At 49.8% G+C, this 23082-nt stretch carries 18 protein-coding genes and 1 pseudogene; 4 read left to right on the forward strand and 15 right to left on the reverse strand.

Features of this window, described 5'->3' with window-relative positions; genetic code table 11:
* Positions 1-110: 110 nt before the first annotated feature.
* The 10 genes and pseudogenes from DSM465_RS0111340 to DSM465_RS0111385 form a co-directional block, all read right to left on the reverse strand.
* Positions 111-932 (reverse strand): carbohydrate ABC transporter permease, encoded by an 822-nt coding sequence (locus DSM465_RS0111340; RefSeq protein WP_008880399.1) that lies wholly within the window; start codon positions 930-932, stop codon positions 111-113.
* Positions 932-1903 carry a carbohydrate ABC transporter permease gene (locus tag DSM465_RS0111345; protein WP_029761391.1) on the reverse strand — a complete coding sequence of 324 codons (972 nt, stop codon included), beginning with the start codon at positions 1901-1903 and terminating at the stop codon, positions 932-934. Before DSM465_RS0111345 ends, DSM465_RS0111340 begins: the two co-directional genes overlap by 1 nt.
* Before the next feature lie 67 nt (positions 1904-1970).
* On the reverse strand, positions 1971-3266 hold the full coding sequence (locus DSM465_RS0111350; protein WP_029761392.1) for an ABC transporter substrate-binding protein: 1296 nt from the start codon (positions 3264-3266) through the stop codon (positions 1971-1973).
* A 367-nt stretch (positions 3267-3633) separates the two neighbouring features.
* On the reverse strand, positions 3634-5175 hold the full coding sequence (locus tag DSM465_RS0111355; protein WP_008880402.1) for an AraC family transcriptional regulator: 1542 nt from the start codon (positions 5173-5175) through the stop codon (positions 3634-3636).
* Between the two features lie 3 nt (positions 5176-5178).
* Complete coding sequence (locus DSM465_RS0111360) at positions 5179-6624, reverse strand: sensor histidine kinase (RefSeq protein WP_029761393.1); 1446 nt, start codon at positions 6622-6624, stop codon at positions 5179-5181.
* Between the two features lie 373 nt (positions 6625-6997).
* On the reverse strand, positions 6998-8011 hold the full coding sequence (locus DSM465_RS0111365) for a sugar-binding protein (RefSeq protein WP_029761394.1): 1014 nt from the start codon (positions 8009-8011) through the stop codon (positions 6998-7000).
* 176 nt (positions 8012-8187) lie between these two features.
* Positions 8188-8846: pseudogene (locus DSM465_RS20190) on the reverse strand (hypothetical protein).
* A gap of 134 nt (positions 8847-8980) precedes the next feature.
* On the reverse strand, positions 8981-10060 hold the full coding sequence (locus DSM465_RS0111375; protein ID WP_029761395.1) for a tellurite resistance/C4-dicarboxylate transporter family protein: 1080 nt from the start codon (positions 10058-10060) through the stop codon (positions 8981-8983).
* A 235-nt stretch (positions 10061-10295) separates the two neighbouring features.
* Positions 10296-10622 carry a hypothetical protein gene (locus DSM465_RS0111380; protein ID WP_029761396.1) on the reverse strand — a complete coding sequence of 109 codons (327 nt, stop codon included), beginning with the start codon at positions 10620-10622 and terminating at the stop codon, positions 10296-10298.
* A gap of 5 nt (positions 10623-10627) precedes the next feature.
* A complete protein-coding gene (locus tag DSM465_RS0111385; protein ID WP_008880418.1) occupies positions 10628-11971 on the reverse strand; it encodes a 6-phospho-beta-glucosidase in 1344 nt (447 codons plus the stop codon).
* 246 nt (positions 11972-12217) lie between these two features.
* Here DSM465_RS0111385 and DSM465_RS0111390 point away from each other — a divergent pair, with 246 nt between their 5' ends.
* Positions 12218-13006: a MurR/RpiR family transcriptional regulator gene (locus DSM465_RS0111390; protein ID WP_029761397.1), complete on the forward strand. Its 789-nt coding sequence runs from the start codon at positions 12218-12220 to the stop codon at positions 13004-13006.
* Here DSM465_RS0111390 and DSM465_RS0111395 read toward each other — a convergent pair.
* The 5 genes from DSM465_RS0111395 to DSM465_RS0111415 form a co-directional block, all read right to left on the reverse strand.
* The gene (locus DSM465_RS0111395) at positions 12978-14414 is read right to left on the reverse strand and encodes a glycoside hydrolase family 1 protein (RefSeq protein ID WP_029761398.1); all 1437 of its coding nucleotides are present in this window, start codon (positions 14412-14414) and stop codon (positions 12978-12980) included. The two genes, DSM465_RS0111390 and DSM465_RS0111395, sit on opposite strands and share 29 nt — an antisense overlap.
* 407 nt (positions 14415-14821) lie before the next feature.
* The gene (locus tag DSM465_RS0111400; protein WP_029761399.1) at positions 14822-16189 is read right to left on the reverse strand and encodes an FAD-binding oxidoreductase; all 1368 of its coding nucleotides are present in this window, start codon (positions 16187-16189) and stop codon (positions 14822-14824) included.
* A gap of 81 nt (positions 16190-16270) precedes the next feature.
* Positions 16271-17248, reverse strand: a complete 978-nt coding sequence (locus DSM465_RS0111405) for an alpha-ketoacid dehydrogenase subunit beta (protein ID WP_008880422.1) — start codon at positions 17246-17248, stop codon at positions 16271-16273.
* A gap of 1 nt (position 17249) precedes the next feature.
* Positions 17250-18329: a pyruvate dehydrogenase (acetyl-transferring) E1 component subunit alpha gene (gene pdhA / locus DSM465_RS0111410; RefSeq protein WP_029761400.1), complete on the reverse strand. Its 1080-nt coding sequence runs from the start codon at positions 18327-18329 to the stop codon at positions 17250-17252.
* 74 nt (positions 18330-18403) lie between these two features.
* Positions 18404-19723, reverse strand: coding sequence for a dihydrolipoamide acetyltransferase family protein (locus tag DSM465_RS0111415; RefSeq protein ID WP_029761401.1), 1320 nt, complete (start codon positions 19721-19723; stop codon positions 18404-18406).
* Positions 19724-20275: 552 nt separating this feature from the next.
* Here DSM465_RS0111415 and gloA2 point away from each other — a divergent pair.
* The 3 genes from gloA2 to DSM465_RS0111430 all read left to right on the forward strand — a co-directional run bounded on the left by gloA2 (position 20276) and on the right by DSM465_RS0111430 (position 22596).
* Positions 20276-20662, forward strand: a complete 387-nt coding sequence (gene gloA2, locus DSM465_RS0111420) for an SMU1112c/YaeR family gloxylase I-like metalloprotein (RefSeq protein ID WP_029761402.1) — start codon at positions 20276-20278, stop codon at positions 20660-20662.
* A gap of 87 nt (positions 20663-20749) precedes the next feature.
* Entirely contained in the window at positions 20750-21736 is a 987-nt protein-coding gene (locus DSM465_RS0111425; RefSeq protein ID WP_029761403.1) for a Gfo/Idh/MocA family protein, read from the forward strand.
* Positions 21737-22278: 542 nt separating this feature from the next.
* On the forward strand, positions 22279-22596 hold the full coding sequence (locus DSM465_RS0111430; protein ID WP_029761404.1) for a hypothetical protein: 318 nt from the start codon (positions 22279-22281) through the stop codon (positions 22594-22596).
* Positions 22597-23082 lie beyond the last annotated feature (486 nt).

Consider the following 23082-nt stretch of genomic DNA (forward strand, 5'->3'; position numbering starts at 1 on the left):
ATATCATCAGAGAGCGGCAAATGAATATTGTTGCCACTATTTTTACCAAACGAAAAAGAGCCGCCAACAAGGCAGCTCCTCCTGACACACCTGTTGCCCTTTCCACCAACTCACCCTTTCACCGAGCCGGCAAGCAGTCCACGGACGAAGTATTTGCCAAGGAAGATGTATACGAACAACGTTGGCAGTGCAGCCAACAAAGCGCCGGCCATTTGTACGTTCCACTGGACAATTTGACTGCCGGATAAGTTTTGCAAGGCAACCATGATCGGTTGTTTGTCCGACGTCGTGATCGTCACGGCAAACAAAAACTCATTCCAAATATTCGTAAACTGCCAAATAGCAACAACGACAAATCCGGTGATCGACAACGGCAGCATAATGTAACGGAAAATGCGGACAAACCCGGCGCCGTCGATTTTCGCCGATTCGATCATCTCATCCGGAATGGCGGCGTAAAAATTGCGGAACATCAGTGTTGTGATCGGGATGCCGTAGACAACATGGACGAACACCAGCCCCGGAATCGTGTTGTACAACCCGATTTCGCGCAAAAATTGAATCAACGGGATTAAGATGCTTTGATATGGAATGAACATGCCAAATAAAATAAGCGTAAATAGCGTATCCGCCCCTTTAAACTTCCACTTCGATAGCACATATCCGTTGAGTGACCCTAGCAATGCGGATAGCAGTGTCGCTGGTACGACAAGCAAAATCGAGTTCCAAAAGTTTGGAGCCAGTTTCTCAAATGCGGTCGCATAGCTGCTCCAATCGACCGCCGACGGCAGTTTCCACATATCAGCCAATGTCACTTCATCGAGCGGTTTTAAGCTCGTCACAATCATGACATACACTGGCAAGAGGAAAAATACGCTCATCGCCAGTGCAAGCAGATACAAAAATGGCCGCGCCCATAACTGTTTCGCCATTACGATTCCCCCTTGCGGCTCGAGATGAGATACGGAACGATAAAAATGGCGACCGACAGCAACATCACAATCGCAATCGCCGCTCCGTTCGCATAATAATTGCCGCGGAACGTCGTTTCAAACATATACACTCCGGGCACATCAGTGACAAAGTTCGCACCCGGTCCGGTCATGGCGTAAATTAAATCAAAAATTTTCAGTGAAATGTGCGCCATAATGATGATGACACTGACCGTAATCGGCCGCAACAACGGCAAAATGATTTTCCAATACAATTGAAGCTCGGTCGCTCCATCCATTCGCGCCGCTTCGCGCACTTCATCCGGAATCGCACGCAAGCCGGCCAAATACATGGCGACGGCAAAACCGGTCATTTGCCAGACCGCTGCCACCACAACCGCAATCATCGCCAATGGAATGCCAAATTCGATTTTGCCCCATTGAAATCCGCCTAAGATCGTTGTATCCGTATACCATTTGGAATCCAGGCCAAGCGGTTTTAAGAACAAGTTCACGCCCGTTGACGGGTTAAACAACCATTGCCACACCACCCCGGTCACAACAAAGGATAAGGCCATCGGGAAAAAGAAAATGTTGCGAAACAACGATTCCCCTCGCAGCTTTTGGTCAAGCAAAATGGCAAGCAGTTGGCCGAGCACAATCACGACGGCGATAAACAGCACTGTAAATACGATCGTATTGCGCAAATCAGCTTGAAAGCGGAAATCTTGGAATAAATACTGATAATTTTTCAGCCCGGCGAATGACCAATCCGGAACGAGCGAATTCCAATTGCTTACCGAAACATATCCTGTCCAACCGATAAATCCATAAACAAATAGGAAAATGAGCACGACCGACGGCGCCAAAAACGCTGTTGCCAGCCAATGATCAGCTGTCCATTTTCGCTTTTTCCGCGCCACAGGAACGGTCGTCGTTTCTTTCGCTGGCGCGATTTTTACCGTTTCCATCATCATCCCTCCTTGCGATGAATACGAGAAAAGGGGAGGAGAATGGCTCCCGTCCCCTTTTCCTTCATTACTTCTTCAGTTCCGCTGCAGCCGAAACAAGCGTGTCAATCAACGAATTGACATCCTTTTGCGTGACGAAAATGTTAATCGCTTGGTTCACTTTTGTGACAAAGCCTTCTGCCGCTGCTGATCCGTGCGCTAAGCTTGGCGCCAGTTCTGCGTTTTTGAAATCTTCCATCGTTTGTTTGCCGTATTCATCATACTTTGACGGGTCAGCATCGATACGGGCTGGAATTGAGCCTTTCAGCGGGTTAAACGCATCTTGCCCCTCGACCGATCCAAGCAAAGCTAAAAACTTCTTCACATCGTCCGGATTTTTCACACCTTTTGGCAAGCCGAACGTATCAGTGATGACCATAAACTTGCCGTCGGTGTTCGGGGTCGGCACATAGCCGAAATCTTCATTCACTTTTAATTTTAAGTCGTTGACAAAATAGCCTTTGGCCCAGTCCCCCATCACGTACATGGCCGCTTTTCCTTCCGCAACAAGCTGAGCCGCATCTTGCCAGTTGCGCGAGCTATGGTCTTCGTTAATGTAACCGAGCATTTTCTTAAACGTTTCAACTGCTTGTTTCACTTGCGGATCGTCAAACGACAGTTCCCCGTTCCAAAGTTTTTGGTAGTTGTCCGTTCCGAGTGTGCCAAGCAACACCGTTTCAAACAAATGCGTCGCGGTCCACGGTTCTTTATCGCCAAGTGCTAGCGGCGTAACGCCTTTTGCCTTTAGCTGATCCGCCACTTCGAAAAACTCGTCAAATGTTTTCGGCGGCTGCAGCCCGTTGTCGGCAAATACTTTTTTGTTGTACCAAAGCACGTTGCCGCGGTGAATGTTCACCGGAACGGAGTAAATGTTGCCATCTTTGCTTACCATGTCAATGAGCGCTTCCGGGAATTTGTCCATCCAACCTTCTTGTTCATACAAGTCATTGAGTGGCTCCATTTTACCGGCAGCGACCCAGCCTTCATTCAGCTCCGCCCCACCGTGCACTTGGAACGTCGATGGCGGGTCGTCCCCTTGCATGCGGCTCGCTAGGACCGCCTTGGCGTTCGTTCCGGCCCCGCCGGCCACCGCCGCGTTTTCGACTTCAATATCCGGATGTTTTTCTTGGAACAGTTTGATCAATGCTTTGAGACCGTCTTCCTCACCGGCTCCAGTCCACCAGCTGAAAATCTCTAGCTTCTCTCCTGCTTTTTGGCTGCCTTGTTTGGCGTCATCGGATGAAGAAGAGTTCGAGCTACAGCCCGACAGCGCCATCCCGACACCAAGCGCCAACGCCAACCATGCGGATGCTTTCTTTCGCATGTTCCTCCCCCTTTATCCCCTTTTTGAAAACCTTTTCAATAGTGATTTTATCATGCGCCACTAGTCTGATTACGACTTGATTCCTTCACTTTTTTGCGTTTTTCTTCACTTTTTTGTTGTAGGGAAAAAAGAAAAGCGGCTTGTCCATATTCCTCATTTTTAGCGCAGAAGCCTCTTGTTTCTACATTAGAATGTACGTGGTGGAGCGTTGACAAGGTACAGGTCACGACAGCTGCCTCATCGGCATCCATTCTTGTCAAGCTGTTTGTAGCTTAGCAGGGGAATCACCGGTCGCACAACATCAAAAAAGCCCGCCCAGTCGGGAGGCGAGCCAATGTTTTGTTGGAGATGGGTGAGGCTGCATCGGCTACCGCCTCTGCAGTTTTTTTCGGTATTCGCTCGGCGACCAGCCCGTTTGTTTTTTAAACACGCGGCTGAAATAGTTCGGATCGTTGTAGCCAACGGAAAAGCATATTTCTTTTAAACTAAAATCGGTGCGAACGAGCGCTTCTTTTGCCCGCTCGATGCGCACGTTCGTCACATAGTCAATAAACGTGACGCCAAACTGTTCTTTGAACAGTTTACTGAAGTAGTACGGGCTCATCCCAGCATGTTCGGCCACTTCTTCAAGCGTCAGAGGCTCGGCATAATGACGGTCAATGTACTCTTTCGCCTTGCCGAGTTTGCCGTGGGCATGCTGGTGGCGCCAAACCTCAAGATCCGTAGCAATGCGGTCCAATTCATCCAACACGGCCTGCTGCAACTCAGCCGCCGACCGACAAGAAGTAAACGAAGCGATCCGCTCGTAGCGAATCCCAAGTTCAGATAAACGGCGCCCAATCCATATCAATGCCTCTTCCGCCTTGCGAACAGCAGACGGCAGTGAGTAGGATGAGGTCAGTTCCTTGATATACGTTCGACACACCAACCGCGCTTGCTCGATGTCACCAAGGCGCAATGACTCAAACAGCTGTTGATCCCGTTCCGCCGCCCTACTAGCGTACATCGCCTCTGCGGGCGGAAATCCAACTTGCGCTTTTTGCCGTTCTGCATAATAGCGCACAGCCGACAACGCCTCATAGTATGAAGAACGAAGCTGATCCAAGCGCGAAACAGGGGAGCCAAGTCCGATATACAGCGCGGCACCGTACCGAGCGGAAAACTGCCGCGTCAAATCGAATGCCAATGTTTGAATAGTGGGCTTCCAAGCCAACTCACCATCATCGGGGCTTTGGAAAAACAAAATCGGCAGGCGCCCATTCCCCATCCGTCCCATTATATAGCGCACTGGCGCACGCTCATCCAGCTGTTTGTCGAGCCATGATTTCCATTCATCGACCTTCCCCTTATCAGGAAACTGAAGGACAATAAACATTCCTGTCGCTAGCGAAAACGGCAGCAGCTCCTTCCACCGTTCCCACTCATCAGCCGATACGTCTTCCGTCATCAGGACGGACAGCCATTCGCTTTCCACCAGTGTCTGCAACCGGCGAAGCTGCTCCTGCAGCTGGCGGTTGCTCTCTTCATGTCGCCGTTTCGCCGCTACGGCTTGACTGACCCGTTCTAAAGCTGAAATCACCTCCTCCTTCCGGCTCGGTTTCAATAAATACTCTTTGACCCCAAAGCGCATCGCTTGTTTTGCATAGTCGAACAAATCAAACGCCGACACAATAATGAACTCGATATCGAGGCCGTCGCGGCGAATGGCTTCAATCGCTTGCAGTCCGTCAAGAGCGGGCATTTTGATGTCAATCAGCATGATATCTGGACGATAACGCTTGGCGATCTCGACCGCCTCGCGCCCGTTGGCACCCTCCGCCACCACTTCCATCTCGGGTAGATGGTCGCGAATCATTTTGCAAAGCGCCTTGCGCTCCAATGCTTCATCATCGACGATCACCACATTCATCGCTCATCCCTCCTTCGTCCATTTGGGCAACCGCAGCCGGATAGTCGTTCCTCTCCCCGGCGCCGACTCGATATCTACCACATCGGTGACGCCATAAAACAATTGCAAGCGGCGAATGACATTGCGCAAACCGATGCCGGTCGAATGGCCGCGCCCTTCCTCGCGGCGCGATTCCCTCTCTTCCCCGCGAATGAACGCCTCAAATTCCGTTTTCACTTGCTCGTCCATTCCGACTCCATTGTCGCGCACTTCCACGATCACCCGGCTCTCTCCTTCGGCAATCGACACCGTCAGTTCCGCCCCTTGTTCATATGATTCGATGCCATGAATAAACGCATTTTCAATCAGCGGTTGCAACGTCAAAGGCGGAAGCCGCTGGCCAAGACAAGACGGCTCTGCCTCAAGAGAAAACTTGATCCGGTCAAAAAAGCGCGTTTGCTGAATGAAAAAATATTCGCGAGCAACGCGCACCTCATCGGCAAGCATCACCGTCCGCTGCAAATCGCCCAGATTGTAGCGTAAAATCGCTGCCACTGCCTCAATCAGCCGCGATGTTTGTGGGGCGTCCTCCAAATACGCCATCTTCGCGACCGTATTCAACGTATTGAACAAAAAGTGCGGATTGATTTGGCTTTGCAAACTTTTAAGCTCCAGCTCCTTCACAAGCCGGTCGAGCTCGGCTTTTTGTTTCATTTCTGCAATCAGCTGTTTTAAATTGCGGCGCATGTCATTAAAGGTGATCGTGAGCAGCCGCAGTTCATCATTCGTTGTCGGATTTACATCTGGCCCATCGAGCCGTCCGGCGCCGATCTCTCGGGCTACATGTGCAAGCTGGATGATCGGCCTCGTCAAACTGCCGGAGAAAAACACAGCAAGAAGCACACCGAAACAAAGCGTTGTCGCAAACAACCCCATTCCCATATACCGGAAATAGTGGTTACGCTGTTCGACTTTATCGTACCGTCGTTGATAAGCCGTTAACTCATCATCAATTAAGTTTAATGTTTCTTCCTGCAAAAAAAGGGCAATATTCATCGTTTCATGCAGATGGGATGAGTACAAGCTAATATTTCCGGCCTGAAAATGGTAGACCGTGAGCGCTGCTTCCTCTAACAAACTTTCGATCATATGTTCATAGTTTTCTGCCGCCAACCGGTCAGACAATATCGGCAAGATAGCACCAACTTGGCGGCGGTGTTGTTGCAGCCAGTGTACCTCCTGCTCATAGGCGCGCGCGTATCGCCCCTCTTTTTCCGATACATACGCATTCAGCTGCTCCATCAACCGGTTTGTCCGTTGCGACACTTCATTCAGCAACAACAATCGGCGCATCCGGCGATCATAATCACTCATCATCTCTTCACTAGTTTGATATAAAAGAAACACCGCTCCATTTAACAAAAGCAAAAAAACGGTAAAACAAAGCAACATCTTTGTGCGGATGTTCATCCTAGCTTCCCCCCGCTGTCACCAGCGCTTTGTTGTCTACATCATCTTTGTACCGCTTCAAGTCAAACTTTCTCGGACATCAAGTTGATCCAACCAATGAAGACATCGCCGCGTTCAAGCCAGGCGTATTCGAACACGAAGGACATTCATTTTTCATCATACGTCCTCACTGTTTCGGCGGCATTCGTCCGCCTTCTGCTGATTTCAGCCCGTCCTACTAGACTGATTGATGGAATAGAACATCTCGTTTCACAGCAACGTTCCCCAAATGGAAAAGCCTTTTTACATCAGCTTCTCGTTGCACACAATGACCGTTCGCTCAAGGAAAACACTGGTTTTCACCGGCCTTCTACAGAAGCCGCAGATGCCAGTGTCATGGTGTCTTGACCTCATAATTGCGCGCCGGGCGCAGCGGTAAATCTTCTTTCCGAATGACTTTCGTCTCTGTGTTCGTTATAGCCGGCACATCATGTCCAGCAACGATGTCGGTCATCATTTTCACCGCTCGGTACCCCATTTCATACGGTTCTTGGACAACCGTCGCTTCAATCGTCCCTTTTTGCAAATACTCGATCGTCTCCGGCAGCGTGTCAAATCCGATAATATACGTTTCCTGCTCCCTGTGAAATTGTTCTACCACTCGGGCAATACCGATCGCATCAAGAGCACTCGTACCATAAAAGGCGTTGACTTCCGGGTGCTTTTTCAAAATCGTGTATGTCTTTTCAGCCGCTTGCACTCTTGTGATATGCGACTCCTCGACCGCCACGATGCGAATCCGTTTCTCATTCTTCACCGCATCACGAAACCCGCGCACCCGTTGCTGTTGGTGAACCGCGGTCAAACTGCCGGTAATGATAGCGACATTCACCATCCCCTGCGTATCTTCGACCAGCGCCCGGCCGGCGATAAATCCAGCGTAGTAGTTGTCTGTTCCAATATAGCCGACACGTCGGCTCGTTGGGGCATCAGTATCAATGGTCAACACCGGGATATTCTTGTCGACAATTTCGTTAATCACCGGAACAAATTCCACTTCCGTCAGTCCTTGGGTGATGATCCCATCAACCTTCGCTGCTGCCGCCTTTTTCAAAATGCGCAAGTGTTCATCAATATTTGCCTGCCGCGGTCCGATATATTCGAGGTCAACATCAAGTTCTCTTGCTGCTGCTTTCGCCCCTTTTTCAACGAGCCGCCAATAATCATTGTCAAGCTCCTCCGGTACGAGTACGAAATGATACGTATCCTTCGCTTTAGCGAGCGTCTTTTCTTCTCCCACCCCCGAATACATATACACATTCCACGCAAAATAGGTAGTTAAGGAAGCGCTTCCAATAAACAAGGCGATACCGCCTGCATAAAATAGCCGTTTCCACCACCGACGCATGTTCGACTCCCCCCATCGTTCCCCATTCACACGGAATCTATGTTTACGTGCAATCCATTCCCTTACCGCTATTGTACACAAATACGCGAGCCCTAGCCTAGGTGAACCATTTACTAACGACAATTTGAAGTGGGGGCTTCCAAAGAAAGTTGACTGCGTCAAGCACTCCTTATTCTTTAAGGCGTGTCCACTTCGCTGCTAGGCATAAGACCAGCCTTACTTTTCTTTAAGATGTTTAGAGCACCATTAACATCGGCATTCATTTGCCAGTCTTTTTTTGATACAAGCCACGCTTGATGTGTTTATCCCTACATTTATATTCTTTGGGATTATCAGCATTATATTTAATACTGCATCTCCATCAAAAAAGCTAGCTTGAGATGTATATGCTTCTTCCTGTCTGAAGAATTTCATGCCGTAGGTACAAAGATATTCTAGTTTTTCTTTCATGTTGCCAACAGGAAGATTGTTCTATCCTAAGTCAATCGCCAATGGTTTTTGGTCGTCTACTTCTTTTAAGATATTTTGCAAGACTGATCGCTTTATAATCATCTTTTCCTTGTTTCGCCAAATCGAAGGAAGACTGAAAAGCCTCATTGACCTTTTTCAAAATTTGTTGTGCTATATTGCTATTTAACAACTTATGGTTTTCATTCGTTTTCACAAGGTGACAGTTTTTTCCGTCATTTAGAAATTCTTTATGCTCAAAATAGTATTGCCGGACATTGTATAAGCCTGCGTTATACAGATTCTTAGCAATACGACATAGTTCTCCAAGAGTTAAGCATTCTTCTTTCGTTAAGCCATTGAATTGCTGTTTAATGCAGAAATACATTTTTCACCTCCTTATCTCTTCACATTATCCTTTGTTTTCAGTGATTCATTCCCCACTTACTTCGCTAGGTGGAAGTGGGAGTTTTCTCGCTTGATTTTGATAAAAAATACGGAAGGGCCTTCTTCTGCCCTCCCTTACCTTTTTCTCGTCCGTTGCCACAACGAGCTACTCTCCTCTCCCCTCTGTTGGCGAAAACTCGCATACAAATGGTGAATCAACCCAAGGAACACCATCAACCATGCCGTCATCGCCACGTACACCATGAAACGAGGGATCACCTGCAAAAAAGGAAGGCTTAACGCCTTGGATAATTGATACGTACTCGTGGTATACATGGCAAGCGGGAACGCCATCCCCCAAAACTGCGGATCGTATTTCAGTGGATAATGATGATATAAATGACGCCAAATCATCAAAATGAACAGAAGCGGAATCCACCATGTCCCGGTAATCCAGAAAAACAGAGTAAATCCTTTCAAAAACGGAAGCAATTCGCTAAGAAACGACCAATTGTCTACATGAAGCATAAGTGTAGAACCGGCCAGCGTCGTGATCGCTACCGCTCCCATATTGATCCAATACGGCGGCGTTAACGCCGCAAACTTTAATTCGACGAACGTAAACCGGTAGAAAATAAGGGTAATAATGTTTAAATACAACATACATCCAAGCAAGTACATGCATAATGCGACAAACAGGACAATTTCCCGCCCATTCTCGACGTAGGGCGAAAGCAACGTGCCGAGAACGGAAATCGACTGTGTCGCTACCGCCGCTATCAGCCATGCACCGTTAATTCCTTCTGACAACGTCGGTTTGTTTTTTCGCACCGTAACAGCGGTGAAAAAGGTATACATGATCACGAGCCAAAGGAAAATAGCCAAAAACCATAAATACAAGGCAGGTTCAGGGTGATGAGCCACGATGATGAGCTGACTGCCAAATACACACGTTCCAGCGACTAAGGTAAAAAACCCAGGGCCAAGCGTATGGCTCGTTAAATCTTTCACAAACCTAGAAGTAAAGAACGCAAGGCGATAGAGCGTCAACCCCCATAAAATGGTATACACCACTATGTTGAAATAAAGCAATCCGGTAGAAACGACATGCATATCAAGCAAAAACGTGGCGATCGACAAAGCCCCTGTCGCCATCACAAGTGCAAAATAGCCAGGAAATAAGTTCATCGACATATTTTTCACATAGCGAATCATCTTCTTCCCCCTTGCTCTTGACCCATCCTGACACGTCTCCCTCTCTATCACTTTCTCCCCATCCCCAACGGGTCTATATTTGCTTTCTTATTTTCATTGTATTCCAAATCAGCAAAAGAAACAAAGCGACGCCGCATTTCACTACAAGGATAGAAAAAACGATGATTCAAAAATGTCTCCCGAAACAGATCACGCCGTTTCGAAAAAGCTCCTCCCCTTCATCCTTTCCATTTCTCTACCGCTTCGCCTTGTTGAGCTCCAAGTGAATGAGCATGCGCAAACTTTCTTTTTTCACTTCCGCACACTTTCTTTCATTATCCCCCATTTTGCTTAACGAACGGCGGCGGCTGGGGTGTCGTGGGAATGCACTGATGCCATAGCTGTTTACGCAGTTCAACAGTGAGAAAGCGAAAATCAATCCTATTAAAAATGGAAATTGGGGCGCAAACGAGGACGATTCATCACGGATGGCGTCATAGAGAAAGAGGGCGAATGGAAGAATACGACGGTGTTCAACGATAAAGCCGCCAACGACGGGCGGCTTTGTCAATCGCTTTTCCAAACGATTTAGTTTCCAGCTACTGTTTTGGCCTGTTTAAAAAACTGCGGCAAATGTTCTTTATGCGCTTCGAGCATTTCATCCAAAATTTGTTTGGCCACCGTATCAGAAGGAACAAGCGGGTTGATCGTCATGGCGACTAACGCCGTTTGGTAATCACCGGTGACGGCGGCTTCAGCGGCAACACGCTCGAACGATTTAATTTGCTGAACGAGTCCGCGCACCGCAACCGGCAAGTCACCGACAGCGATCGGTTTCGGTCCTTCTTTCGTAATGACACAGTTGACCTCGACAGCCGATTCCGACGGAATGCTGGCGATGGCACCGTTATTTCTTGTGTTGACCGGTTGGATGTCACGCTTGTCATTGTAAATCGAACTGATCAAGCTGCAGGCAGCGTCGCTGTAGTACGCCCCACCACGCTGTTCGAGCTGCGGCGGCTTGATGGCCAAGTTCGGGTCTTTGTACAGCTCAAATAGTTCTTTTTCAAGCTGCTGTACGACTTCGGCGCGCGTTCCTTTCGTTTTCGCCGCTTCGAGCTCCTCAGCCAACATTTTGTCCGTTTGGAAGTAGTACCGGTGGTACGGACATGGCAACACCTTCAACCCTTTCAAAAAGTCCGGTTCCCAGCCGAGGTCGACGATATTTTTCATCGTTACCCCGGAACGATCCGGATTGGCAACGAGGTCGATCACCTTCTCAGTTATCTCGACACCGTCTAGATAGACGTGCAAGCCAAAGACCATATGGTTCAGCCCGGCAAAATCGATGTGCACGCGGTCGGCATCAACACCAAGCAGCTTCGCGACACCCATGTGCATGCCAATCGGTACGTTGCACAAACCGACCACTTTATCGCGCTTCGTATAACGTAAAACCGCTTCTGTCACCATCCCCGCTGGGTTCGTGAAGTTAATGAGCCACGCCTCCGGGCATAACTCTTCCATATCGCGGATGATATCCAAAATAACCGGGATCGTCCGCAACCCTTTAAACAAGCCGCCGGGGCCGTTCGTCTCCTGACCGATCACCCCGTATTTCAGCGGGATGCGCTCATCTTTCGCCCGTGCCTCTAGGCCGCCGACACGAAATTGCGTCGTAACAAAGTCTGCTCCTTCCAAGGCCCGGCGGCGGTCTAGTGTCAAATGAATCTCAATCGGCACACCGGCTTTTTCGACCATCCGCTTGGCGAGAGCGCCGACAATCTCGAGCTTCTCTTTCCCTTCCGGAACGTCAACCAACCATAGCTCCCCGACCGGCAGTTCGTGATAACGTTTAATCAACCCCTCGACTAACTCTGGGGTATAACTTGACCCGCCACCGATCGTCGCAATTTTCAATCGTTTTTCCATACTCCTCTTCCCCTTTCGCCCTGTTAGGCATGATATAATGAACGTACGTGCGAATCGTTGACGTTGGCCGTCCAATCGTCCTTCTTCCCAGCCATCGCGCGTCCCACCCTAGAAGGCTGGTGGCTGAATCGACCATGCAGCTCCGCAACGGAGTTGCTTAGGGAAACCTTGTCCTCCGCTGTGCCCAGCAAACTGCTGAGCATGGAGGAAGTTTTTCACCACTCTTTTCGAAAGCGAGGGAGCCCGATGTTTACCCCCGAACAAATCGCCCAGTTTTCCGAGTTGGATTATGCCATCTACGATTATGTGGTCAAACATCCTCATGAAGTCGCTTACATGCGCATTCGCGAGCTTGCCGAGGCTGTCCATGTCTCGCCGCCGACTGTGCTCCGTTTTTGCAAGAAGGTCGGCTGCGATGGGTTCAGCGAGTTCAAAACGAAATGGAAGCTACACTTGCGGGAAAACGAACGAACGTCGATCATCAGCAGCCAAGAAGCATTAAGAGAATTTTTTGAGCGGACATTAACGGCTGATTACGAGCGAACCATTCTGGATGCCGCCACCGTGATTGCCCGGGCCGATCACGTCATTTTTGTCGGCTCAGGCAGCTCCGGTATTTTGGCCGAATACGGCTCGCGTTATTTTTCCGCGTTTCAAAAGTTTTCTGTTTACATTAAAGACCCGTTTTTCCCGATTTACGGCCATTATTTTACCAACTGTGTCGTCATCGCCTTGTCGGTGTCCGGCGAAACACAGCACACGCTCGCTCAAGTGCACCGTTTTAAGGAAAAAGGCGGCACGATCATCAGCATCACAAATCGAAAACATTGTTCACTCGCTAACATCTCCGACTACAACTTGACATACTACGCCACCGCCGAGCGAATGGGACAGACAGACGTGACGACACAGCTACCGGTCGTTTATTTGCTTGAGCGGCTCGCGAAGGAAATGTATCGGTTACTGCCGACGCAGACTGACCGAGGCCGAACGGGCGGTGACAAAGCTACAACTCGGCACCGTTCGTCGCAATAACCCGTTGATACCAATAAAAGCTTTTCTTTTTGATGCGGCGTAAATCTTTTTCCGATTCATCATCACGGTTGACGTACACAAATCCGTACCGTTTTTGGTAACCGTTCAGCCAGCTGAGCAAATCGGTGAACGACCAAGTACAGTAACCGAGCACGTCAACACCATCCGTGATGGCGCGTTGAATTTCTTGAATATGGCGGCGCAAGTAGTCGATTCGATAATCGTCATTCACGATATCGCCTGGTTCTAGCGTATCGAACTCACCTAAGCCGTTTTCTGTGATCAAAATCGGCAACCGGTAACGGTTCGCAATGCGGCGGAGGCCAATATGCAAGCCAACCGGATCAATCGCCCAATCCCAGTTCGTCGTATCGAGATGCGGGTTGCGCACTGTTTTAAACAGTCCAGGAATGCCGCTTGAGGTTGATGTCCCTTTTTTTCCTGTCGTATTCATCACACCTTCGCTGACGCCATCTAGCGGATTATGCTCAACGGTCGTAGTTTGGTAATAGTTGACTCCCATAAAGTCCGGCTTCGCCGCTTGGAGCAGTTCCCAATCGCCCGGCGCCACCGTCGGCTCTAGCCCTTGCGATTCAAGATAGTTCCAAGCCACCTGTGGGTACGTTCCCCATGCATACACATCCATCCACCAATGGTTTTGGAATTCTTCCGCGTTTTCAAAAGCGAGTATATTTTCCGGGCGGCTGTCGCACGGATACATTGGCGAGTAGGCAAAGCTCGGCCCGATTTTCCCATCAGGCACATAATGACGGAACGATTGAATCACCTTCGCATTCGCCAAATTAGCGATATGGTTCGCCTCATACATGCGTTTCATGTCTTTTACGCCCGGCGGATGCAAGCCAAGCCGATAGCCCAAAGAAATGAAAATGTTTTGTTCATTGAGTGTCACCCAATATTTGACCCGGTCGCCAAACCGTTGAAACAATGTCACAGCATACCGGTCAAAATCATCAATGATGCGCCGCGACTCCCATGCCCCATAGGCATCCATCAATGCTTGCGGCACGTCCCAATGGTACAACGTCACAATCGGCTCGATCCCATGTTTTTGCAGCTCCTCAATCAAGCGATCGTAAAAATCGAGCCCTTTTTCATTGATGTCCCCATTTCCATCAGGAAACACTCGGCTCCACGCCACCGAAAACCGATACGCTTTCAACCCCATTTCCGCCATCAACACTACATCTTCTTTGTAGCGATGATAATGGTCGACCGCGACGTCGCCGTTTGTCCCCTTAAACGTTCGGCCCGGCTGCTTGGCAAACACATCCCATACCGATAACCCTTTTCCATCTTCGTTCCACGCCCCCTCGACTTGATATGCGGCCGATGCCGCACCCCATAAAAACTCGGGCGGGAACGGTTTGAGATGACGATGCTCCATTCAGATCGTCTCCTTTCTCACAACAAACACCGGCGATGAATCGTTCTATCACCAATAAACCGTGTTTGACGAAAAAAGTAAAGGGCGCGGCGGCTTTTTGTAACGAGACGAACGCGAAAAACAATTGTTTCTTCGTAGTAACAAGTTGTTACAAAAAGGATAGGAAAAGCAAGCGCGCCGTATGCAAAAACCAGCCATGCAGAACGTTTCCATAAAATCAGTGAAATGCGAGAAACGGCACTCTCTATTCCTGTAGGGAAACACAAGAAGAAAAAGGTGCTCCGTTCCGTTGAGAGCACCCTTTTCCCCATAAAAGACGGTCTCCGCTTCCTCTTAATCATCCAACTTATGTTTTTGAGAAATATCGCTATCAAACTAATCAATCGAGCCGCCATACGGACGAAGCGTTACGGCAAAAAGATTTTCCCCGGGTTGAGAATGCCGTTTGGGTCAAACAATTGTTTCAGCCGCTTCATCCATAATACTGCATCGCCCTTTTCTTCTCGCAAAAACGCTCGCTTGCCGATACCGATGCCGTGCTCACCTGTACACGTACCACCGCGCGACAGAGCGTAGCGAACGATATGGGTGTGCACATGCTCGATTCGCTTCATTTCTTCAGCATCATTTGGGTCAAAGGCAAGCACCGTATGGTAATTGCCGTCACCGACATGGCCGAAAATAGCGGCAGTCATGTTGTGTTCATTAACAAGCCGGCGTGTATCTGCAATCGCCCCGGGCAGTTCGGACAGCGGCACGCACACATCAGTCGAGAGCATCGCCTTGCCCGGATACGCGGCTTGAATGGCGAACGCCGCGTGATGGCGCGCTTCCCAAAGCTGCGCACGGGCGAGCGAGTCGGTTTCGATCACAAACGAAACTGCTCCCTCCGCTTCGCACAGTTCTTTGACGAGTTCCGCCCCGTCATCTACGCTCGAACGGCTGCCGCTCAATTCGATAAACAGCGTCGGCTTTACCGGATAATCGGTCTTTTTGTACGCGTTGACAGCTGCGACCGTCGCCTCATCCACGAGTTCGATTTTCCCTGGCCCAACGCCAGCTTTTAACACGGCAAACGCCGCTTGCGCTGCCGCCTCAAGCGACGGAAAGCCGACTTTGATGGCCGTCGTCGCCTCCGGAATGCCGTGCAGCCGGACGATGAGGCGGGTGAAAATCCCGAGCGTCCCTTCGGATCCGACGAACAAACCGGTCAAGTCATAGCCAGCAGATGATTTCACCGCCAAGCTACCGGTTTGAATGACTGAACCGTCGGCAAGCACCACTTCGAGCCCTAGCACTTGTTCGCGCATGACGCCATATTTTACACAGTTCGTTCCGCTTGCGTTCGTTGCCGCCATGCCACCGATCGTCGCATCTGCCCCCGGGTCGACCGGGAAAAACAGTCCGTACGATTTGAGCGCTTGGTTAAGCTGCAAGCGCGTCACCCCTGGCTCGACAATGGCGAGAAAATCGTTGGGGCGGATGTCGATGATGTTGTTCATCCGTGTCACATCGAGGCTAATGCCGCCTTCGACCGGAATGATATGCCCTTCTAAGCTCGTGCCGGCGCCAAACGGCGTCACGGGGATGCGGTGTTCGTTCGCAAACGCTAATACCCGGCTCACTTCCTCGGCCGTTTTCGGAAAGACGACGACATCCGGTTTGTGCGGCTCATGGTAGGCGATACCTTTGCTATGGTGTTCAAGCACCGTCTCGTTTCTGCTCACCCGTTCACGGTCGCCGATCAACTCAAGCAGTGATTCGTACACGTTCATCGTTCTCCCCCTTATCACTGGGATACAACAGCCGCACCATTCCCCTTTCAATTGTCGAGCACGCCGTGCGGCATGTTTTGATTAGTAGCGCATCAACGTCTCGATTCCTTCCACAATGCGGGCAGGGTTGGGCAACCAGTCGTCCTCGACCGACGGCACCGGGTATGGCGTATCGTAACCGGCGATGCGCACGATTGGGGCCGAAAGGGAAAAGAGCGCCCGCTCGCTGATGAGCGCCGCCACTTCCGCGCCAAACCCGCTCGTTTTTACCGCTTCATGGACGATCATCACCCGCCCTGTTTTTTCGACGGAGGCAATGATCGTGTCGATATCGAGCGGCTGGAGACAGCGCAGGTCGATTACTTCCGCGTCAACGCCTCTCATTCGCATCTCGTCGGCGAGTTTCGCGACAAGCGGCACCGTCGCCCCCCATGTGAGAATCGTTACATCGTCACCCTCCTTCACGATGCGCGCCTGGCCGAGCGGAATCGTGTAAGGTTCTTCCGGCACTTCCATACGGAACGCCCGGTACAGCTTCATCGGCTCGAAAAACAGCACCGGATCATCGTCACGAATGGCGGAAATCAACAGCCCTTTTGCATCGTACGGATTGGACGGCATGACGACTTTTAAGCCAGGCGAATGGGTAAACAGCGCCTCCAACGCATCAGAGTGCAGCTCTGGCGTCCGTACCCCACCACCGTATGGGCTGCGCACGACGATCGGGCATGAAAACCGACCGCCGGAGCGGAAGCGGATGCGCGCCGCCTGCGCGGCGAGCTGGTCCATCGCTTGGTACACAAACCCAAGAAACTGGATCTCGGCAATCGGCCGCATACCATTGATTGCCAATCCGATCGACGTGCCGATAATGCCGGATTCAGCCAGCGGTGTATCAAACACGCGCCCGGAGCCAAACTGCTCAAGCAGCCCGTCCGTCGCCCGGAAGACGCCGCCGTTTTCGCCGACATCTTCTCCAAGCACGATGACGCGCGAATTACGCTCCATCTCCTGGCGCATCGCTTCATTGATTGCTTCGATCATCGTTAATTCCGCCATCTCATTTCACCTCTTTCGCTTGCTTTCGCCGTATCACTTCTTCTTTTTGCTCGGCGAGCAACTTCGGCGCCTCGCTGTACACATAATCAAACACATCCGCAATCGAACCGGACTCACTGGCGACAGCCGCCTCGTACGCGGCTGTCACTTCCTCGTTCACTTTGGCAACGAACTCCTCTTCTTTCGCATCCGTCCACAGCCCGCGCCGCTCAAGCAACACCCGCAAGCGGTGAAGCGGATCTTTCCTCCGCCATGTTTCCACTTCTTCCGGATGACGGTATTTCGTTGGGTCATCAGCGGTTGTGTGCGGCCCGAGCCGATACGTGAGCGCCTCAATCAACATTGGCCCCTCTCCGCGACGCGCCGCCTCGACCGCCTGTTTCATCGTTTCATAGACGGCCAACACATCGTTGCCATCGACCAGCACCCCCTTCATCCCATAAGCGAGCGCTTTTTGCGCGATCGTCCGGCTCGCCGTCTGTTTCGCGTATGGGACGCTAATCGCATACTGGTTGTTTTGGCAGAAAAAGATGACCGGCACGTTGTACACCGCGGCAAAATTCATTGCTTCATGAAAATCTCCTTCCGACGTCGCCCCGTCGCCGAAATAGGCGACCGACACATGCGATTCGCCTTTCAATTTTGTTGCCCACGCGCAGCCAACTGCATGCAGTGTCTGCGCAGCGATGATAATTTGTGTCGGGAAAATGTTCAGTTCTTCTGGCATCCTCTTCCCTGACAGGCGGCCGCGCACGTAATGGAAAAACTGCTCGAGCGGCATGCCGTGCGTCAAACAGACCGCCACTTCGCGATAGCTCGGGAAAATCCAGTCGTCTTTTTGAAGCGCAAGGACGCTGCCGATTTGGGCTGCCTCTTGGCCGCTAAATGGCGCATATGTACCAATCCGCCCTTGCCGCTGCATGCGTAGCAGCCGCTCATCGACAACGCGTGCCCGCCGCATCGCTCGGTAGGCATCGAGCAGCCACTCATCGGAAAACGCCGCGATTTTCGCCTCATCCCCATTCCCGTTTTCGTCAAGAATTTGCACCATCTCGACGGGCAGCTCCTTTGGATCAAACATGCGATCCCCTCCCATCATTTTTTGCGACTCACAGTCTTATTCGGTTCACAAAACGAAAGTGAACTAACGGCCGCCTACCGCACATCCAGCAGCAACAGTTCCGGATTCTCCAAATAATGCGCCACTGTCCGCATAAACCGCCCGGCCGGCTCGCCGTCAATGACGCGATGATCAAACGTGAGCGACATCCCCATTATGTCGCGGATGACAATCTCATCATCGATCACAACCGGTCGCCGCTTGATCGCATGCGCGCCGAAAATCGCGACTTCCGGATAGTTGATGACCGGCGTCGCAAACCATCCCCCACCGGCGCCGGTGCTCGTGATCGTGAACGTGCTTCCTTGCAGTTCCTCAAGGCGAAGCGCCTGGCGGTGCGCTTTCTCCGAAAGCTCGGCGATCTCAATCGCCAGCTCGCGAATTGATTTTTGATCGGCGTCACGGATGACAGGAACCAACAGTCCGGCTTTTGTCGCCGTTGCGATGCCGATGTGGTAACGTTTCTTCAGCACGATTTCGTTCGTCTCTTCATCAAGCGTGGCGTTAAACATCGGGTATTGCTTCAATGCTCTTGTCACCGCCTTAATGACAAACGGCAAATAGGTGAGTTTGATCCGTTCTTCAGCCAATTGGGCGGCTAAGCTCTTGCGGATCTCAACAAGCTTTGTCACATCGATTTCATCCATCCCGGTCACATGCGGCGCCGTATACACCGATTTCACCATTTTTTCGGCGATTTTTTTACGCAAGCCGCGAAGCGGGATCCGTTCTTCTTCCTCAGTAAGAGGAGACGGCCCAGTCGAAGGTGGCGCAAACAGCGCCTTGCTTATACGGTCGCTGACGGCATGAGAGCTGCGAGCGAAAGACGCTTCTTCGACCTTGCCGATTCCGCTCTGTACCGTTTCGGCCACCGTCACGGCTGCCTCGCGCTCTCGCACGTATCGCTCCAAATCGGCGAGCGTCACCCGACCGCCTTCGCCTGTTCCTTCCACTTCCTCAATCGGGACGCCCATCTCCCGCGCCCGCTTGCGCACCGATGGCGCTGCGATCACTCGCTTGCGGGCTGGACGCGTTCCCTGATCCGCTTGGACGGTTGCCGATGTTTCCTTAAGACCAGTGCTTTGTTCTGATTGATTTCCTCTCGGTTCTCCCGCTGCTTCGGTATCTAATACAATCAGCGGCTCCCCGACGTTAACCGTGGCTCCTTCCGGCCCGGCAAGTGACATCACTTTTCCAGCCACCGGCGTCGTCATTTCGACCATAGCCTTATCCGTTTGAATTTCAGCAATTGGTTGATCGGCGTTGACCACATCCCCTTCGCGGACGAGCCAACGGATGATCTCGGCTTCATGCAGCCCTTCGCCAATATCAGGAAGCTTAAACTCATAAATCACGGCCATATCCCCTTCCTCTTATTCTCAAATTGGCATTGGAAACAAACACGATGGTGCAGCATCGATGGTGTTGCGATCATGAGGCATCACAGAGGTTAAGCGCTTACAAAAAGTCGTGGTAAGAACTCTTTTTTCTACAAAAATAGCAAGTGAATATTCTAAATTTTCAACCTACAAGTTTTATGATAGTATATAGGTTGTCAAGCTGTCAATATTAGGAGAGTGGACATTTTTCGCTAGTTTCGACAATCCTCGAAACCGATCTCCATTATTGCAAAATAATAACTTCTTGCCCTTACAACAAAGGCAAAGAACATCATTGAAGAACGATGATGGTCCAATCGATAGCTAACAAAGAAACATTCGTATTCGGAAGCTTTTTAGAGGAATGGTGAAAAACAACCGTTCCCCCACGCTCAGTCATCCAGCGCATTAGAGTCAAGGCTTCTCTATTGGAGAAATCTTATTGTTGGAGCACATTGCTTGTCACCATTAACCTGCCCGCTCCGTTTACCGAACGGAAAAGACGTCATAGATAAAGGAGGATTTGACATGCGTCTTACGACCATTCACCATATCGCCATCATTTGCTCGGACTATGAGCGATCCAAACGGTTTTACACTGAAATTCTTGGCTTTCGTCCCCTCCGTGAGCAATACCGTGCCGCGCGCCGCTCATACAAACTCGATTTAGAAGCGGACGGCGGAATTCAACTTGAGCTGTTCTCGTTTGAAAACCCACCCAAACGCCCAAGCTACCCGGAAGCGTGCGGGCTGCGCCATCTCGCATTGGCCGTCGATGACATGAATGAGGCGATCGCCTATTTACGCCGCCATGGCATCGAGCCTGAACCGATTCGTATCGATGAAGCGACCAACAAACGGTTCACCTTCTTCCAAGACCCGGACGGATTGCCGATTGAGCTGTATGAAAAATAGAGGAAAAAAAGCACATCGACGAAAACCAAATCTTCTCACTCGATTTATGGTACAATGATGGTCGATACCAACAAAGGGGGAAACAACATGGTGCGATTCGCGACAATCGGCACAAACTGGATCACCGAAGCGTTTATCAATGCCGCGCGCCTCGTCGATTCCTTCGAGCTCGCTGCTGTCTACTCGCGAACAGACGAAACCGCTAAGCGATTTGCCGAGAAAGTCGGGGCGCCGCGCACATTCACCGATTTACAAGAACTAGCGAAAAGCAATGCCATTGACGCCGTCTACATCGCGAGCCCTAACGCGTTTCACGCTGAACAAGCGATTTTGTTGATGAATCACGGCAAACATGTGTTGTGCGAAAAGCCGCTCGCCTCCAACGCGAAAGAAGTCGAAGCGATGATCGCAGCGGCCGAGCGAAATGGTGTCGTGCTGATGGAGGCGATGAAATCAACGCTCATGCCGAACTTTGCGGCCATCCGTCAACACATACATAAACTCGGCCGCATCCGCCGCTACGCCGCGAACTATTGCCAATACTCGTCGCGTTATGATGCCTACAAACAAGGGACTGTGTTGAACGCCTTCAACCCCACTTTCTCGAACGGGGCACTTATGGATCTTGGCGTCTACTGCCTGTACCCGATGGTCACTTTGTTTGGTAAGCCCCGCAGCGTAAAAGCGCAAAGTGTGAAGCTCGAATCCGGCGTTGACGGCGAAGGAGCGATCGTGTTGGATTATGGGGATATGGATGCGGTCGTCTTTTATTCCAAAATCACCAACTCGCACTTGCCTTCAGAAATCCAAGGCGAAGACGGAAACATGATCATTGACGCCATCCATACGCCAGCGAAAATCGAAATCCGCTACCGTGACGGGCGCGTTGAGGACATCACCGTCCCACAAGATAAACCGCCGATGTATTATGAAGCCGAAGAATTTATCCGTTTAATTGAAAGCGGCAAGCACGAATCAACAATCAACTCACATTGCCATTCGCTTTGGACGATGGAAATCATGGACGAAGCACGAAGACAAACCGGCATCGTCTTTCCTGCCGACCAGCGATAAACAAAAAAGTTCCAACCCGGTCCGTATAAGATCGGTTGGAACTCTTTTTTATTTTAAAAACAGGCGTTCCTTCTGTCTCATTGGATTTCCGTAGTTGATAGATAAGCAAAAACTACTCACATCATTTACACCGAAACAAACAAGGAGATAGGAACCCGGTTCCTTGCTTCGTATAGATGGGCTCGTTCATGACGACACCGTCTTTCATATGGCTACACATGTTGACCTTGTTCCCATACTGAAATATCCTCTCTCTCGCTTTCATGATTTCCCTTTTGCTTACCAATATGGTAACCGTCGCATAATCTTAACCGATGGCTCGCGGCATGATTGTCGAGACAATTCCACATTCTAACAATGGAAGTCAACAGATGAATGACCATGGGCCTTTCATATGATTCTTTCTTTATAGCAATAAACGGAGGGTAAAGGATAATTTATATGAAGCGACTTTACCTAACGGTATGAAAATTCATATGAGATTAGACGCTAATGGTAAAATTTTAACGGTTTATCCAATATATTAATGGAGTGTAGAAAGTATGAAATATGAAATTAAGTTTAGGGAAACCGAAAGCGGTATTGTGGTAGATGTTCCAGATGCTATTTCTCCTGTAGCAATACTTCTAATGGGCGATATTCAAGGTAGTTGTCAACCGTGGTTAGATTTAATAAACAAAGTTTTAAGTGGCGAGTCAAATTATGAGGAAAGTACAGGTAACAATTGTACATTGGAAATTAATAAAGAAACAACAAAAATAATTGATAACTTTAGTATTGAGGGAGAAAGTGAATGTGTAATTGAAACAAATGAGTTAAAAAAGATAATAGAACTTTGGGCAGAAAAAAAAGTTCGATAAAATAAATGTTAAAATCTTGAATGGCGCTATGTTAATCAAGTCTTCTGGGGTTACCCATTGACAATGCTTTTTTGTCAAATAGTGTTGGTCAAACTTTTAAATGATTTTCACTTGATAAAATATGATTATCGAGTAGCTTAGCGGGATAATGTATATAAAAAGTCACACCTCCTCGTAGGAAAATTATCAAATGCAGGGGAGGTGTTTTCTTTTCCAAACTGAAAGTAAAAAGATAAGATAGAAGAAAATCCAGTCTTGTATTAATCTAAAATGATAACTAAGAATCAATTTTATACCTTGATTAGTTTAACTCCTTTCAGGGTTTCTTTTTCGCAAGGGGGGCTCCCCAGTGCTGAATAAACACTTGCCTATAAGCACTAAAAGTACATCGCCAAAATAAGGAAACCCGTTTTGTAGTGTGCCTAATCAGAAAGTTCAATGGCCAGAGGGAAAAGATGGAGCCCGACTCAAGAAGCATGGATAAAG

Origin of the sequence: Geobacillus thermodenitrificans subsp. thermodenitrificans DSM 465 (genome assembly GCF_000496575.1) — a bacterium.
In the GTDB taxonomy this organism is placed as follows: domain Bacteria; phylum Bacillota; class Bacilli; order Bacillales; family Anoxybacillaceae; genus Geobacillus; species Geobacillus thermodenitrificans.